This window comes from Halobacillus sp. B29, assembly GCF_052246755.1.
GTDB classification, from domain to species: Bacteria; Bacillota; Bacilli; order Bacillales; family Halobacillaceae; genus Halobacillus; species Halobacillus halophilus.
Genome location: NZ_JBQQCM010000004.1, coordinates 26,635 through 40,964, shown reverse-complemented (window position 1 = coordinate 40,964; position 14,330 = coordinate 26,635). Strand labels below are relative to the sequence as shown.

Annotated in this window: 19 protein-coding genes; 14 read left to right on the top strand and 5 right to left on the bottom strand. The window is 41.5% G+C overall.

Annotated features, from left to right (window positions below):
• Nucleotides 1-12: 12 nt before the first annotated feature.
• From ctaD to ACTWP7_RS06410, 6 genes are all read left to right on the top strand, one after another.
• Entirely contained in the window at nucleotides 13-1,881 is a 1,869-nt protein-coding gene (gene ctaD / locus ACTWP7_RS06435) for a cytochrome c oxidase subunit I (RefSeq protein WP_443122480.1), read from the top strand.
• A complete protein-coding gene (locus ACTWP7_RS06430) occupies nucleotides 1,881-2,504 on the top strand; it encodes a cytochrome c oxidase subunit 3 (protein WP_014643078.1) in 624 nt (207 codons plus the stop codon). The genes ctaD and ACTWP7_RS06430 overlap by 1 nt, the downstream gene beginning before the upstream one ends.
• A 3-nt stretch (nucleotides 2,505-2,507) precedes the next feature.
• Nucleotides 2,508-2,834 carry a cytochrome c oxidase subunit IVB gene (gene ctaF / locus ACTWP7_RS06425; RefSeq protein WP_443122479.1) on the top strand — a complete coding sequence of 109 codons (327 nt, stop codon included), beginning with the start codon at nucleotides 2,508-2,510 and terminating at the stop codon, nucleotides 2,832-2,834.
• A gap of 181 nt (nucleotides 2,835-3,015) precedes the next feature.
• Entirely contained in the window at nucleotides 3,016-3,915 is a 900-nt protein-coding gene (gene ctaG / locus ACTWP7_RS06420) for a cytochrome c oxidase assembly factor CtaG (RefSeq protein ID WP_443122714.1), read from the top strand.
• 76 nt (nucleotides 3,916-3,991) lie between these two features.
• Entirely contained in the window at nucleotides 3,992-4,447 is a 456-nt protein-coding gene (locus tag ACTWP7_RS06415) for a DUF420 domain-containing protein (RefSeq protein ID WP_443122478.1), read from the top strand.
• Nucleotides 4,448-4,646: 199 nt separating this feature from the next.
• Nucleotides 4,647-5,180 carry a GNAT family N-acetyltransferase gene (locus tag ACTWP7_RS06410; protein WP_443122477.1) on the top strand — a complete coding sequence of 178 codons (534 nt, stop codon included), beginning with the start codon at nucleotides 4,647-4,649 and terminating at the stop codon, nucleotides 5,178-5,180.
• A 34-nt stretch (nucleotides 5,181-5,214) separates the two neighbouring features.
• Here ACTWP7_RS06410 and ytvI read toward each other — a convergent pair whose 3' ends face one another.
• A complete protein-coding gene (gene ytvI / locus ACTWP7_RS06405) occupies nucleotides 5,215-6,273 on the bottom strand; it encodes a sporulation integral membrane protein YtvI (RefSeq protein WP_443122476.1) in 1,059 nt (352 codons plus the stop codon).
• A gap of 144 nt (nucleotides 6,274-6,417) precedes the next feature.
• Nucleotides 6,418-6,897, bottom strand: a complete 480-nt coding sequence (locus ACTWP7_RS06400; RefSeq protein WP_443122475.1) for a YugN family protein — start codon at nucleotides 6,895-6,897, stop codon at nucleotides 6,418-6,420.
• 210 nt (nucleotides 6,898-7,107) lie between these two features.
• On the opposite strand from ACTWP7_RS06400, the gene ACTWP7_RS06395 reads away from it, so the two are divergent.
• From ACTWP7_RS06395 to ACTWP7_RS06380, 4 genes are all read left to right on the top strand, one after another.
• Nucleotides 7,108-7,536, top strand: a complete 429-nt coding sequence (locus ACTWP7_RS06395; protein ID WP_014643085.1) for a CBS domain-containing protein — start codon at nucleotides 7,108-7,110, stop codon at nucleotides 7,534-7,536.
• 298 nt (nucleotides 7,537-7,834) lie between these two features.
• Complete coding sequence (locus ACTWP7_RS06390) at nucleotides 7,835-8,440, top strand: hypothetical protein (protein ID WP_443122474.1); 606 nt, start codon at nucleotides 7,835-7,837, stop codon at nucleotides 8,438-8,440.
• Nucleotides 8,441-8,537: 97 nt separating this feature from the next.
• Complete coding sequence (gene ylbD / locus ACTWP7_RS06385; protein WP_443122473.1) at nucleotides 8,538-8,903, top strand: spore coat protein YlbD; 366 nt, start codon at nucleotides 8,538-8,540, stop codon at nucleotides 8,901-8,903.
• Nucleotides 8,904-9,066: 163 nt separating this feature from the next.
• Nucleotides 9,067-9,507: a YlbF family regulator gene (locus tag ACTWP7_RS06380; protein WP_014643089.1), complete on the top strand. Its 441-nt coding sequence runs from the start codon at nucleotides 9,067-9,069 to the stop codon at nucleotides 9,505-9,507.
• A 2-nt stretch (nucleotides 9,508-9,509) separates the two neighbouring features.
• Here ACTWP7_RS06380 and ACTWP7_RS06375 read toward each other — a convergent pair whose 3' ends face one another.
• The gene (locus tag ACTWP7_RS06375; RefSeq protein ID WP_443122472.1) at nucleotides 9,510-9,833 is read right to left on the bottom strand and encodes a hypothetical protein; all 324 of its coding nucleotides are present in this window, start codon (nucleotides 9,831-9,833) and stop codon (nucleotides 9,510-9,512) included.
• A 100-nt stretch (nucleotides 9,834-9,933) separates the two neighbouring features.
• Here ACTWP7_RS06375 and ACTWP7_RS06370 point away from each other — a divergent pair, with 100 nt between their 5' ends.
• On the top strand, nucleotides 9,934-10,212 hold the full coding sequence (locus tag ACTWP7_RS06370; RefSeq protein ID WP_014643091.1) for a YlbG family protein: 279 nt from the start codon (nucleotides 9,934-9,936) through the stop codon (nucleotides 10,210-10,212).
• Between the two features lie 32 nt (nucleotides 10,213-10,244).
• Here the strand turns inward: ACTWP7_RS06370 and ACTWP7_RS06365 are convergent, their stop codons facing one another.
• On the bottom strand, nucleotides 10,245-10,634 hold the full coding sequence (locus ACTWP7_RS06365; RefSeq protein ID WP_443122471.1) for a DUF7147 family protein: 390 nt from the start codon (nucleotides 10,632-10,634) through the stop codon (nucleotides 10,245-10,247).
• A gap of 434 nt (nucleotides 10,635-11,068) precedes the next feature.
• Here ACTWP7_RS06365 and rsmD point away from each other — a divergent pair, with 434 nt between their 5' ends.
• The gene (gene rsmD, locus ACTWP7_RS06360) at nucleotides 11,069-11,650 is read left to right on the top strand and encodes a 16S rRNA (guanine(966)-N(2))-methyltransferase RsmD (RefSeq protein WP_443122470.1); all 582 of its coding nucleotides are present in this window, start codon (nucleotides 11,069-11,071) and stop codon (nucleotides 11,648-11,650) included.
• 12 nt (nucleotides 11,651-11,662) lie between these two features.
• A complete protein-coding gene (gene coaD, locus ACTWP7_RS06355) occupies nucleotides 11,663-12,142 on the top strand; it encodes a pantetheine-phosphate adenylyltransferase (RefSeq protein WP_089751906.1) in 480 nt (159 codons plus the stop codon).
• Between the two features lie 10 nt (nucleotides 12,143-12,152).
• Here the strand turns inward: coaD and ylbJ are convergent, their stop codons facing one another.
• Nucleotides 12,153-13,445, bottom strand: coding sequence for a sporulation integral membrane protein YlbJ (gene ylbJ, locus ACTWP7_RS06350; protein WP_443122469.1), 1,293 nt, complete (start codon nucleotides 13,443-13,445; stop codon nucleotides 12,153-12,155).
• 94 nt (nucleotides 13,446-13,539) lie between these two features.
• Between ylbJ and ACTWP7_RS06345 the strand changes: the two genes are divergently transcribed.
• On the top strand, nucleotides 13,540-14,328 hold the full coding sequence (locus ACTWP7_RS06345) for a patatin-like phospholipase family protein (RefSeq protein WP_014643096.1): 789 nt from the start codon (nucleotides 13,540-13,542) through the stop codon (nucleotides 14,326-14,328).
• The last annotated feature ends 2 nt before the right edge of the window (nucleotides 14,329-14,330 follow it).

Below are 14,330 nucleotides of genomic sequence, written 5' to 3'. Positions count from 1 at the left end.
GGAGGTTAAAGCGTGAGTACTACAGCAGCGCAAAAAGGTGGGCTCGGCGCTGCGATTTGGGATTACTTGACTACTGTAGACCATAAGAAGATTGCACATCTTTACTTGGTAGCAGGCGGTCTGTTTTTCTTAATCGGCGGGCTCGAAGCCATGTTAATACGAATTCAATTGATGAAACCAGATAACAATTTCATCTCTGCCGGGCTTTATAACGAAATGATTACGATGCATGGTACCACCATGATTTTCTTAGCAGCCATGCCGCTTATATTCGCTTTAATGAATGCGGTGGTTCCACTGCAGATTGGAGCGCGTGACGTAGCGTTTCCATTCTTAAACTCATTAGGGTTCTGGCTGTTTCTTTTTGGTGGCCTATTGCTAAACGTTTCCTGGTTTACAGGAGGGGCTCCTGATGCTGGGTGGACGAACTATGCACCGCTATCCACCACCTCACCGGGCCATGGAGTCGATTATTATGTGATGGGGCTTCAGATTTCAGGTGCTGGTACATTAATTGGTGGAATTAACTTCCTGGTAACCATCGTTAACATGAGGGCACCAGGTATGACTTACATGCGTATGCCGCTGTTTACTTGGTCTACGTTTGTTACAAGTACACTAATTCTATTCGCATTCCCTGCATTGACTGTAGGATTGTTCCTTATGATGTTTGACCGTATGTTTGGTGCTGCCTTCTTCGATGTAGCGAAAGGCGGAAACGTCATTATTTGGGAGCACTTATTCTGGATATTCGGACACCCGGAAGTTTATATCTTAATTCTTCCTTTGTTCGGAGCATTTAGTGATATATTCTCAACTTTTTCTAAAAAACGATTGTTCGGTTACTCAGCGATGGTCTTCGCAACCGTTTTGATTGGTTTCCTTGGTTTCATGGTGTGGGCTCACCATATGTTTACCGTAGGTATGGGACCAATCGCAAACTCCATCTTTGCTGTAGCAACGATGGCAATTGCTGTTCCGACCGGGATCAAAATATTTAACTGGCTCTTCACGATGTGGGGCGGACAGATAAGAATGACCTCAGCTATGCTCTGGTCTGTAGCGTTCATTCCTTCCTTTACTATCGGAGGGATGACGGGTGTTATGCTTGCAGCGGCAGCAGCTGACTTTCAGTACCATGATACTTATTTCGTAGTTGGTCACTTCCACTACGTTATCGTTGGTGGTGTAGTCTTTGGTATATTTGCAGCATTACATTACTGGTGGCCGAAAATGTTTGGTAAAGTACTTAATGAAAAGCTTGGTAAATTGGCATTCTGGCCATTTTTCATCGGGTTCCACCTAACGTTCTTTATCCAACACTTCCTTGGTCTAATGGGAATGCCGCGTCGTTACTGGGTCTTCCTTGAGGGACAAGGACTTGAAGCTGGTAATATGATTAGTACGATTGGCGCTTTCTTAATGGCTATTGGTTCCGTTATCTTCTTAATCAACATTGTTTACACAGCAGTTAAGGAGAAGAAAGTGAGTGGGGATCCTTGGGATGGTCGTACGCTAGAATGGACGATGCCTTCGCCGCCACCTCACTACAACTTCGTACAAACACCGTTAGTACGTGGTTTAGATCCGCTATGGGTTGAAAAAACGGAAGGTAAAGAAGGAATGACTCCAGCAGAGCCACTTGGTGACATTCACATGCCTAACGCTTCCATCCTGCCATTTATGATGTCCTTAGGTCTATTCATCGCCGGTTTTGGATTTATTTATCAAACGGATGATAAACTGTGGCTTGTGGCAGCCGTGGTTGGTATGGCAATTACACTAGGCTCCATGTTGATTCGTTCCTTGAAAGATGATCTTGGACACCATATTCATAAAGAAGAGCTGGAAGAAGATATTAAGAAGGGGGTTGGCAAATAATGAGTCATGAAGATGTATTGAATCCAAAACATATGCCGCATGATCCGGAAAAAGCCACCCTTGAAGGTAAAAATAAATTTCTTGCTTTTTGGTTTTTTCTAGGCGGAGAGACTGTATTGTTCGCCAGTCTATTTGGCACCTACATTGCTTTAAACAGTTCTACCGTAGGGGAAAACACCCCTGAACACTTGTTTGGTCTTGAGCTAGTCTTTTTAATGACCATGTTACTTTTAACAAGTTCCCTCACAAGTGTATATGCCATGTATCATATGAAGAATCACGATTTTCGTAAGATGCAGACATGGTTAGCTATTACCGTTCTTTTAGGTCTGGCTTTCTTAGGTTTTGAGATTTATGAGTTTTTCCATTATGTTCATGAGTACGAGTTTACCTTTGGGTCCTCGGCCTTCGCTTCCGCCTTTTATACATTGGTTGGATTTCACGGAGGACACGTTTTGTTTGGACTTTCCTGGATCGTTACGTTAATGATCCGAAATCAAAAACGCGGCTTGAATTTATATAACGCTCCGAAATTCTATGTAGCAAGCCTTTACTGGCACTTCATTGATGTCGTATGGGTGTTTATCTTCACAGTCGTTTACCTTATGGGAAAGGTGGGTTAATCAATGGCAAATAGCTCCCATTCGAAGCCAACAAGACAGATGGAATATGAAAAGAAGCAGCATAAAGAGGAGATGAAGCAGCAGGTTATCACCTTTGTGCTTATGATTCTGTTTACCTTTGTAGCTTTTGGCATGGTGATCATGGAAGTGAGTTCCTATTTCGTCATCCCAACATTAATTATCCTGGCTATTGTACAGGTGGCATTCCAGCTTTATTACTTTATGCACATGAAGAATAAAGGACATAATATGCCTGCCTTAATGATGTATGGTGGCGCTGCGGTAGCGGGACTTACCATTATCACTTTTTCCTCCATTATTTGGTGGTAATCCAATTTAAAAGATAATAGGTAACTTATTACAAAAAGACCGGGTACCCGGTCTTTTTGTATGCCTGCGGAAGTTATGGCTAAATTATGAACAATGCTTGATCTCCCTTTCCAGGACTCGTTTTTTTATGTAAAGTTAGTTAAAATAGAGAAGAAAGAAATTAAACTGAGGTGAGATGCCAATGTGGTTAGAACTTCAAATATTCGGCTTCCGAGCATTATGGAGTCCTTTTTATTTACTATTTGTCTGTTTGTTAGCGGCTCTATATTTTTATATAACAGGACCAAAAAGACCGGAAGAGGCTGAACAGCCTTCTATATCACAACAAGTGATGTTCTATTCAGGTATGGTTCTTCTTTACGTCGTCAAAGGTTCTCCTGTAGATCTATTAGGCCATATTATGTTTACGGCCCATATGACGCAGATGGCCCTTTATTATCTGTTATTTCCGATACTCGTCATTAAAGGCTTGCCGTCCTGGATTTGGAAGAAGCTTTTTCAAGTAAAAGGACTGGGAAATATACTACGGTTTTTCACGAAGCCTCTGTTGTCGCTTCTATTATTTAACGGTTTATTTTCTCTTTACCACATGCCTGTTATTTTTGACTATGCCAAGTCCGATGAAATCGCGCATGCTATTATTACGACGGTCATCCTGTTTACCGCTTTTGTGATGTGGATATCTGTGTTTCCTCCATTAGAGGAGTTAAACAGACTCAGCCCGATCATGAAGATTGGTTTTATCTTTGCCAATGGAGTACTAATAACTCCTGCGTGTGGATTAATCATTTTTGCAGGAAGTCCTTTATACGAAACTTATTCCCAATCCGGGGCATGGATCCAGGCGATGAGTTTATGTGTGCCCGCTAACGTACTAAATGATATTGCAGCCAACTTAAGCGGCCCAAGTTACTTTACGCCGATGCCTCTAGTTGAAGATCAGCAACTGGGCGGGATCATCATGAAAATTACTCAAGAAATAATTTTCGGAGCGATCATTGCCTATATATTCTTCAGCTGGTTTAACCAGGAGAGAAATACAATTGATCCAATGCCTGCTCATATACCAAGCGAATCATAAGATCAGGGAAAGTCTATTACAGTGAATAGACTTTCCCTGACCTATTGTTTTCAGTTGTCCGAAAAGAGGTGGAAAGATGCCATTATTACCGACCCTTAGTACTTTTTTTATTGTGTTAAGTGCTGTACTTGTAGCCATTGGATGGGTACTCATCGCTAAGAATAAGAGAGCTGGTCATAAAAAAGTGATGATTGCCGGAGCCATCAGCGCGTTAACGTTTTTTATTATTTATGTGAGCCGGACTATTTTTGTCGGAAATACTAGTTTCGGTGGCCCTGAGGAAATTAAAATTTATTATACGGTTTTCCTGATTTTTCATATCCTGTTGGCCACTGTAGGTGCGGTCTTCGGAATTGTTACCTTAACGCTTGCGTTTAAACGTAGAATTCCTAAGCATCGCAAAGTAGGGCCGGTAACCAGTATCATCTGGTTTTCTACTGCTATTACAGGCGTAGCGGTGTACTTACTTCTATACATTATTTATGACGGCGGAACAACAACCAGCATGATAGAAGCTATATTAGGGACGTAAACATTCATAAATAAGCGGCGGACGTGCTCAAGCGTTCGCTGTTTTTTTTAGCTATTACGTCTTCAGCTTTTATAAAGCTTTAGAGAAAATATCCTTTTAACAGGCTTTATGGTACGTTTAGGTTGTTTAAGGTAGAGGAAGAACAGGTATATAGAAGATTATAATTATATGAGGATACATAGGAAAGGAATGGAATTGAATGAGTATATACACAGAACGCCTGCGGTTGATACCTGTTTCATTGGAGTTAGCTCAGACGCTAATGAAAAATCCACTGGCTTTTTATTATAAGTATCAGCTGCCCTGGAATAAGAATTGGCCACACTATGGTTTAAAGGCTGTTATGCCTATTTATGCAGAAAGACTTGAACAGGACGAAGAAGAACTTGGTTTTGGACCCTGGGTCATAATGGATGCATCAGGAAAACGTGTCATAGGTGATGTTGGATTTAAAGGGAGACCTACTGATAATGGAATAATTGAAATTGGATATCACATCGTTCATTCAGAAAGAAATGCAGGCTATGCTTCTGAAGCTGTAAATCATTTGTGTACATGGGCGTTTAGTCATCCTGAAGTAAAGAGTGTGGAGGCAGAGTGTGATCGAAAAAACATTGCTTCTCAGAAAGTGCTGATCAATAATGGGTTTTCTCATACAGGAAAGAATGGTGACATTTTACGGTTTAAAAAGGTGCATAACCCAAAGCCTGACTGCTATAAAGAAGGCCTATAAAAAAAGCCTGAAGCTACTTAGCTTCAGGCTTTTTTTATAGTTTAAAGTTCCATTTGATAATTCCGGCTTCTTTGGCGGAATTAAAGGCAATGACCACAAGTGGACCTAAGATAAAACCAACAAGCCCGATTAGTTGGAGACCAAGATACATGGCTATTAAAGTGGCGAGGGGGGAAAGTCCTATATGGCGCCCCATGACCTTCGGCTCCACCGTTCTGCGAATGGCTAATAAGGTAATCGCCAATATACCGAGCTTGGCTCCCATAGAAATGTCGCCAATAATCAGCATATACACCGACCAGGGCCCGAGAATAACGATAGAGCCGATAATAGGAATGAAATCAATCATCCATATAATCAATGACATGATCAGAGCCACTTCGGGAGCTATCCACAAAAGCCCTGCTAAAGAGACGATAAAAATGATAATACTCACTAAAAACTGGGCTTTTAAGAAACCAAAAACTACATACGCTAAACGTGCATTCATAAACTTAACTTTCTCAGAAGTAGCTTCCGTAAAGCCAGCATGCATTTTTTCCCTGAGTCGGGGTAGTTCAAGCATAAATAAAAATAACGCAATTAAATACACGAGAAAACTAACTAAGTATTCAGGTATTTTGGCAGCTACAGACGCGATATTGGATAGCTGCAGCTGCTGAGAGATGGCCGTAGTAGTGCGATCAAAAGCATTCGTCAATTCAGTCGCTACTTTATCAACGAATTCCTGGGGCATATTGCGAGTGAAACTGTCCATATTGTTCTGCCAATTTAGAAGTACTTGATTCATTTGATTAATATATTCCGGCGCATGATCGGCAAGCTGAACAATTTGAGCAACGGCCCTGGTAACCGCAAACGTCCCAAGTAAACCAAGGAAGACTAGAAACAGCAAGAATACAATGGTAACAGCCATTTTTCGGTTCATTCGGAACCTGAACTGCATCCATCGAATGGATGGGTTAAGGAATAAAGCGGTCACCAGAGCTAAAATTAATGGGATAGAGACTGGCAGTATATAATATCCCGCAATGATAAGTAGTATGAAAAGCCCTATGAGGACCCATTGTTTTTTAGTTAGATATCGGAACAATTTATGTATGGATCTCCTTTCCCTAAACCAACTCGACAAATATGGAAGGCATTTTTAAAAAAAGCCGCTCATCATTTAAGTAATGATGTGCGACTCCATTGGAACATTCCGAACATCGGATGGGGGGCAACCATCGGAAGTCGTTTATTTACGCTGTTCCGGGTTGTTGGAAAGCTCTTTAACTTTTTGAAGAACTTCCTGATTCTGGTTTTCTTCGGCCCATTTGGTTAGTTTCTCAAGCACGATATGCTCAGGCACCTGATTGTGGTACTTATTGGCGGGTTCCTGAATTTTCTTAATTAAATTTCTTGCTTTTTCAATAATACCTTCAGAAAAACCTTCCTGTTCACCGTATTCCACGCCGTGCGGATAGTAATGACGTCCTAGCAGAGGATCCATCAGTCGGATCACCGCGTCACCACGGTCGACATCTCCTTCAATGGCGAAGCCCTGTACACGTACATAATATGTCACGTTTTTCTCCGGGGCATCCAATTTATAGTCGTAGGTCACGCGTTCGTAATCCCATGATCCACCTAGAATGAAACCGTTACTTTCCATTAGTTCCGTTAAGGGTCTGAAATCTACAACCAGTCCATCTAAACCTGTGCTTTCTAGTTTCATCTTTTCCACCTCACAAATAGTATGTATTTCATTAATTTTAGTACGAAAAAGCTGAACTTGCAATTTCTGTGATTTCTTATGCACCTTTATTCAGCATTATAGACGTTATCGATTTAATTATACTACATAAGGATCATGGTTGCATGTAATAATTTTGTTGAAATGGGGACACTAAGCATTGATATTGAATTACTATAAGGAGGATTTCCTATGAAAACAGTGAAAGACATAATGACTAGTGATGTATCTGTATGCCGTACGGATGATACGCTTAGTTCCGCTGCTCAAATTATGAAGCAGAAGAACGTAGGGGCTGTTCCTGTATGCGATAATCAGGGTCAGTTGATGGGTATGGTAACCGACCGTGATTTAGTTTTGCGTGGTTATGCCGATAAGAAACCAGAAACTACTCCAATCCAGCAGGTCATGAGCGATCGTTTATACAACTGCAGCCCAGAGACTACGCTTGAAGAAGCGAGCAAAATAATGGCTGAGCATCAAATCCGCAGACTTCCAGTCGTGGAAAATGGAAAATTATCAGGGATCATCTCTCTTGGTGATTTATCTGTAGAAGATATGTCAGACCATGCGGCTGGAGTAGCTCTTCAAGACATTTCTGAACGCCCTGAACTTCATTAAGTGATTCAATAAGAAGACCTGCTGCTCTCAGCAGGTCTTTTATTTATACAAATCCTGCGAAAGCGTCTTTATTCAGGGTTCGAACTTTTCGTCAGTTAGAAAAGTCAGATGAGCATCAAATAAAATACATAGAAAGCACTCTGCCTTTTCTTCTTGTAACCATTTCCTTCCCGTAGGGGCTGAGAAAAGCGGTAATTTGTATATGAAGACAACTTAAACCTATGATAAGCTTAGCGCATCAAAGAACGATGGATGGAAACTCAGGATAGCTTCAGGAAAGGGGAATGGTTTAAGATCTATGCGCAAGTTTACAGATGATACGTTTGTTATGTTGCTCTCCCTGTTTTTATTTTACATATTCGTTTTGAACGTTAATAAATTTACACTTTTAGATGGAAAACAGGTCCTACTTTTATTTGCTTCGATTGGTGTGGTCACGGCTAGTCTTTGGACTGGAGTTCAATTGAGTAAATGGCTGCGTTCTTTCAAATACTCCTTTATCGTAAAAACTCTCCTGTCTGGTACCATCCTCTTGTTTTTTAGCTACCAGCTCTTTTTTCCTTATTTTTATTCCACAAATCATTTAGAAAAAGCTGGGGTGATGCAGGTAGAATCGTACTTCCAGCTTAACGAAGATATACGATCAGCCAAGCAGCGTAAACAAGAGGTTCAAACAATGATGACGGAAATGCTGGCATTTGCCACTTTACAATCTGAACAAAACCCAAAAGGACAACTAGTCGAAATACATACGGTTGAAGTAACTCGGGACTACTATAGGTTTCATTTAACTGTAGAAGTTAAGCGCTCCTTTGGAACAGATATAGTCCAGCATCCATACCGATTCGAATTTACGAGAGAAGATGGAAGGTTTAAAATCAACGGATTTGAAAGATTAAACTAGAAATTGCTGTTTTTCGCAAATTTCCTTCATGGGGTAAGAACGTCCTTATTTTAGGTGCATAGGCTATAGAGTAGATCTAACAGTGAGGTGTGAACTTATGAGTACAAATGAATTGCACCCGAATGTCCAGCGCTTTAAAGAATTTGTAGATGATCATCCTCGTGTGAAGGAACAAATTCGGAAAAATCATAAACTGATTCAAAGTTATTATGAGAAGTGGATGATTTTGGGGGCGGAGGATCCTTTCTGGGAATCCCTGCCTGCGGTGAAGAAGAGTACTTCATCAAATAAGAAGGATTTGTTTAAGCAGTTAGGAGCATTAATGGAAGAGCTGGACTGGGAAGAGGTATCTCGCCATATGGATGAACTGAATGGGGCATTAGGACAATTTCAACAATTCTTATCTAAAGCTAAGAAAGATTCCAACAAAGATCGTAGAGAGTTAGAGTACCCTTATTACTAAGATCAAGCTTCGAGACTCCTAAAGTCCACGGCATCTATATAAAAAGTGTTTATCAGATGCAGAGGAAAAAAATTCTTTATCAAATAGGACAGCAGGGAATGAGGAAACTCATTTCAATCTGCTGTCCTATTTGATAAGATGGAAGTGGAGGTGGACATCTAAAATGCTAGCTACAATGGAAATTGTTGATCTGCTTGATAGTTCAGAAACGATTGGCCACATGGTCATGAATTCAGATACAATGCATCATTATAATGAAGCGAAGTACGCTCTTGAGAATGATCGCGACGCTCAGGCGCTCATCAAGAGATTTGCTGATATAAAAGAACACTACGAGGATGTTCAGCGTTTCGGGCGCTACCATCCGGATTATAATGATATTATGAAAAAAGTCCGTTCCGTGAAGAGAGAAATGGACATGCACGAAACCGTGGCTCATTTCAAAAAAGCGGAGCGGGAAGTGCAAAAGCTGTTGGATGAGATTAGCGAAAACGTGGCTTTTAGTGTAAGTGAACAAATAAAAGTTCCAAAAAACGGAATGGCTCTTACCGACTCTGGCTGCAGTGGCGGATGCGGAAGCGGCGGAAGCTGTGGGTGCTCTTAAACTTAAGTGAATCGGATACAGTCGTCACAGAAGTTACCGCAGCAGAACATTTTCCGTTGAGGCACTAGAAAACGCACACGGTACACATAGAACGCCTGACTTTTGCGTACATAACTCATCGCAAGGGTCAGGCGTTTTCCTTTCATAGCTTTAGCAGCGGACCTCTTAAGCTGATCTTCCACTACTGATTGGTCAGCTGTACAATCCGGCCAGAGATACACAAAAGGCAGCCCGGTAATTTGTTTGAACTGCACTCTCTTCACAACTGGAGACTGCTGCAAATCTTTTGAAAAAAGCTCAATTGCCCGTTCGTGGTCCGTCTTCATAAAAAGGACTCCTTTTAGAAAGAATAATTAGAGAATAATTGCCGTTCACCTTATCTTTTGGTACACTGACGGTAAATACTACGTAAAGCAGGGTGTCGTCATGATTAAAACGAAACGACAAGGTATTATTGTATATTTTCAACATATGAAAAATGTCAGACAGATTAAAAAACACGGTCATCTCATTCATGCCTCTAAAAAGTTAAAATATGCGGTTCTATATGTGAATGAAGAAGATTTAGAATTCAAAATGGAAAAATTAGAGCGGTTACCATTTGTTTCCCGTGTTATTCCTTCACATAAACCTGAAATTCAGACGGATTATGAAAATGCAAAACCTGATAAAGCGAAGCAATATGACTACAAAATGGGCATATAAAAAAGAGGTCTCCTTCAGGGAGGCCTCTTTTATTATGAGAGTGGAGCGATAAATTTGTTCATTCGTAAAATACCGACTAAATGCTGGTAAAATAATTCAGTTTCCGGAAATAAGCTTGATGGTTTGATTGTGAATTCGACTACCTCTTTTCCGGCACTTTCAGCCATCTCCTTAAACAAATCAAATCGTTTATTAGGCTGCTCATGAGGGTTTGGTATCCCTTCCCGGCAGATATATATAGGCTGAAACTTATCACCACGTGCCGGCTTCATGACCAGGGATAATGAGGCCAGAGGTTTGCCATTTACTTCGCTGTAGAAAGCGATCGCATGCTGAATTCTATCTGGCATAAGTGAACCCAGTTCAATTAGTTCATAAATATCTGCATAACCTTCGCCTAGTTCGATGAATTTCTGGATCATATCAGTCTACTTCCTTTCCTAAACGCATTCAAGACTACACTAGCAAAAATCGGCAGGCTTGTGAACACTCCATTTATGAGATGGATACATTTAATAAAAGGAACCTCTTTGATGGCGATATTTTTTGGAATGAGAAGAAGTGATAAGTTTTCCTGTCGAATGAAAGCGTAATAAACAGGCTGATATTTTAATGCAAAAAAAATAGGGCTGTCCATCATAGACAGCCCTTCTTTCTCGAACCCTGAGATTCAAGAAAGTAAAGGGAGAGGAGAAACCGGAGGAAGTACTTATGGGGATGTAAGCCTTCTCCGTTTTCAGAAGCAGTCATCTGCTTCAATTCTAGTATGGACTCGCACTTTTTCTTTTATTCATGAGAAACGGAATTCTTTATTAAAACCTTCAATTTCCTGCAGCCTTCATTTTGTGGTAGGATTATGGGGAATGATGACAAAAGAGGTGTACAAACGATGCGAGTAATAGCGGGTGACTTTAAAGGGCGTCAGTTAAAATCTGTCCCGACTCATCAAACTCGACCAACAACGGATAAAGTAAAGGAAGCGGTTTTTCACAAGATTGGTCCTTTTTTTGATGGAGGTAAAGCTTTGGATCTTTTTGCGGGAAGTGGGGGACTGGGCATTGAAGCGTTGAGCAGAGGTGTGTCGTCCTGTATATTTGTAGATCAGCAGCAAAAAGCGATTCAGACCATATATGAAAATATCCATACATTGGATTTAACGGACCGTACAGAAGTGTTCAGAACGGATGCCAAACGTGCCATGAAAGCAGCGGGCAAGCGAGGGTTAACGTTCGACTACATATTTCTTGACCCTCCCTACAAAAAGTTTTCCTACAAGGAATTAATGGAAGCGCTTTTAGATTATGAATTGCTGGCAGAGCAGGGAGTTATTATTTGTGAACACGATGCGTCTGAAGAAATCCCTGCATCGGTAGGTCGATTGGATCAGATGGATTCAGATGTATATGGAAGTAATATAGGTGTGACAATATTTAAGTAAGGAGGGATTACAATGCCCACATTAGCTATATGTCCAGGCAGTTTTGACCCGGTTACATACGGTCATTTAGATATTATTCAGCGAGGTGCAAAAGTGTTCGACCACGTTATTGTTGCTGTGTTTAATAATCAGAGTAAAGCGCCTCTGTTTGATGTGGAGGAACGCTGCGGGCTCCTTAGGGAAGTAACAAAAAATCTGGACAACGTTTCTGTTGATTCCTGCAGTGGTTTATTAATGGACTATGCAGAAGAAAAGAATGCCCAGGCGATCATCCGTGGATTGCGTGCCGTCAGCGATTTCGAATACGAGATGCAGATTACATCGATGAACCGCAAATTAAACGCTGATATTGAGACGTTCTTTATGATGACAAATAACCAATATTCTTTTTTAAGTTCCAGCATCGTAAAAGAGGTAGCCAAATACAGAGCGAGTATTTCAGATTTAGTACCTCCTCCTGTAGAAAAAGCTTTATTTAATAAGTTTGAATAACGAATGACCACTACGAAATATGTTCGTAGTGGTCATTTTCATCTTCATTTGATTCAGTACGTTTGGACTGCCATTTCACAAACATCGTAAACATAATCATGACAATGGTGATCGGCGGCCCGTAATGGTGAAAGAATTCCAAAAGCGGGATGGTAAGCTGTTCGGTCGGGTTCCATATCGGAAGACTGTCGGCCGGCTCTGATGGGGAATAGACATAAAGGTATAAAAAAGCAATCATCAGGGTTGCAATGGCTCCATGAGTCAGTCTGGAAAGGGCATATGGCTTAAAGCGGATATCTGTTTCTGCTATAATGCTTGCAATTTGAGCCTGGATAGAGAAGCCGTGAAAGCCTAAGATGAAACTTACAAGCATGAGTTGAGCTAGTAAGGATTCATGTGTTTGAGTCACAGCCCCGATTCCGGTAGTCATCTCCAGCATCCCGGCCATAAGGGGTATAGGAAAGCTTTCAGGAAGGCCGAGCATATGGATCAAAGGGGATAAGGCAGGCAGGATACCTGTTCGTTTCAGCAGCTCTGTCAGAACGGAAAATAGCATAATAAACCCGCCGACCATCAGAAGGGTGTCAACAGATCGGGACACGGCATCCCCCATTAATTTTCCTATTGATCTACCATCGTCCAAACGAGACTGATGCATAGTGATGAAAGCTTCTCTGAAGGTCGGGTAGGTTTGGTCTCGAATGGGAGATTCTTCTTTTCTCTTGTAGAAACGCATCGCTATACCTACGATGAAGTTGCCTCCATAATGAGCGATAGCAAGAATTACTCCGAGAGAAGCATTATGAAAAAAACCTACAGCTACAGCTCCAAAAAGAAAAAGCGGACTGGATGCATTGGTAAAAGAGATAAGGCGCTCTGCTTCAATTTGAGAGATTTGACCTTTTTTTCTAAGGTCAGCTGTCCATTTGGCTCCGCTAGGGTAACCACTTGCCATTCCCATGACCCACACAAAGCCGCCGGACCCGGGTACATTGAACAAAGGGCGCATAAATCGTTCGCTCAGGGCTCCCAGACCATGAACCACTCCAAATCCAATAAGCAATTCGGCCGTAATAAAGAAGGGGAGAAGAGATGGAAAGACCACCTCCCACCACAGATCAAGGCCCCTTAAACTGGCGGTCAAGGCAGCTTTAGGGTATATAATTAAGGATACGGCGAAACCAAGTGTTAAACAGGTCAGCCACATCGTCTTTATTTTGGAAATAAGGAACGCCTCCTCAACGTGCGCGGTTTTCTGTACTTCTAATATCATCCATAGTAGAATGAGGATATATTTGGACATGTAACAGGAAGGCTAGTCTATATTCCATATGTACGCTCATAAGATAACGATTTATTCCATAAAATATAGCAAAGTCTTGAAGGGGGAATAGCAGGTGGGAGGTCCGAAGATCGGTTTGGCGCTAGGTTCGGGAGGAGCACGTGGTTTTTCTCACCTGGGCGTTCTCAAGGTTCTCAAAAGTTACGGAATTCCAATCGATATGATAGCGGGGAGCAGCATGGGAGCTTTAGTAGGCTCTTTTTTTGCGGCTGGACAAAAGATTGAGGATATGTACAAACTCGCTTTTACGTTTAAACGAAAATATTATTTGGATTTCACCGTCCCGAAGATGGGCTTTATTCAGGGACGTCGGATTAAAGAGTACATCCGTCTTTTTACTTTTGGAAAGAACATAGAAGATTTCCCTCTTCCTATGGCGATTATTGCAACAGATCTGTACGCCGGGCAAAAGATGATTTTTACAGATGGTCCTGCCAGTGAGGCAGTCCGGGCTAGCATCGCCATCCCCGGGATTTTTGTGCCGGAACGAATCAATGAGCGTTTGTATATTGATGGAGGCGTAATGGACCGTGTTCCCGTTTCTGTTGTGAAACAGATGGGCGCTGACATTGTAATCGCAGTAGATTGCGCTCATTTTGACGCCGATCCCAATATCAATACCATCTATGATGTTATTACGCAAAGTATAGACATCATGCAGGATGAATTAGTGAATGCTATGGGAGTATCAACAGATGCTGATGTTATGATTCGTCCAGATGTATCCAAATATAGTTCCCGAGCTTTTACGAATATTGAAGATATCGTAGCCGCCGGGGAAGCAGCAGCGGAAGACCAGATTAAAAATATCCAAACCAGGCTTGCTGCATGGAAGGAGCCCTAAAA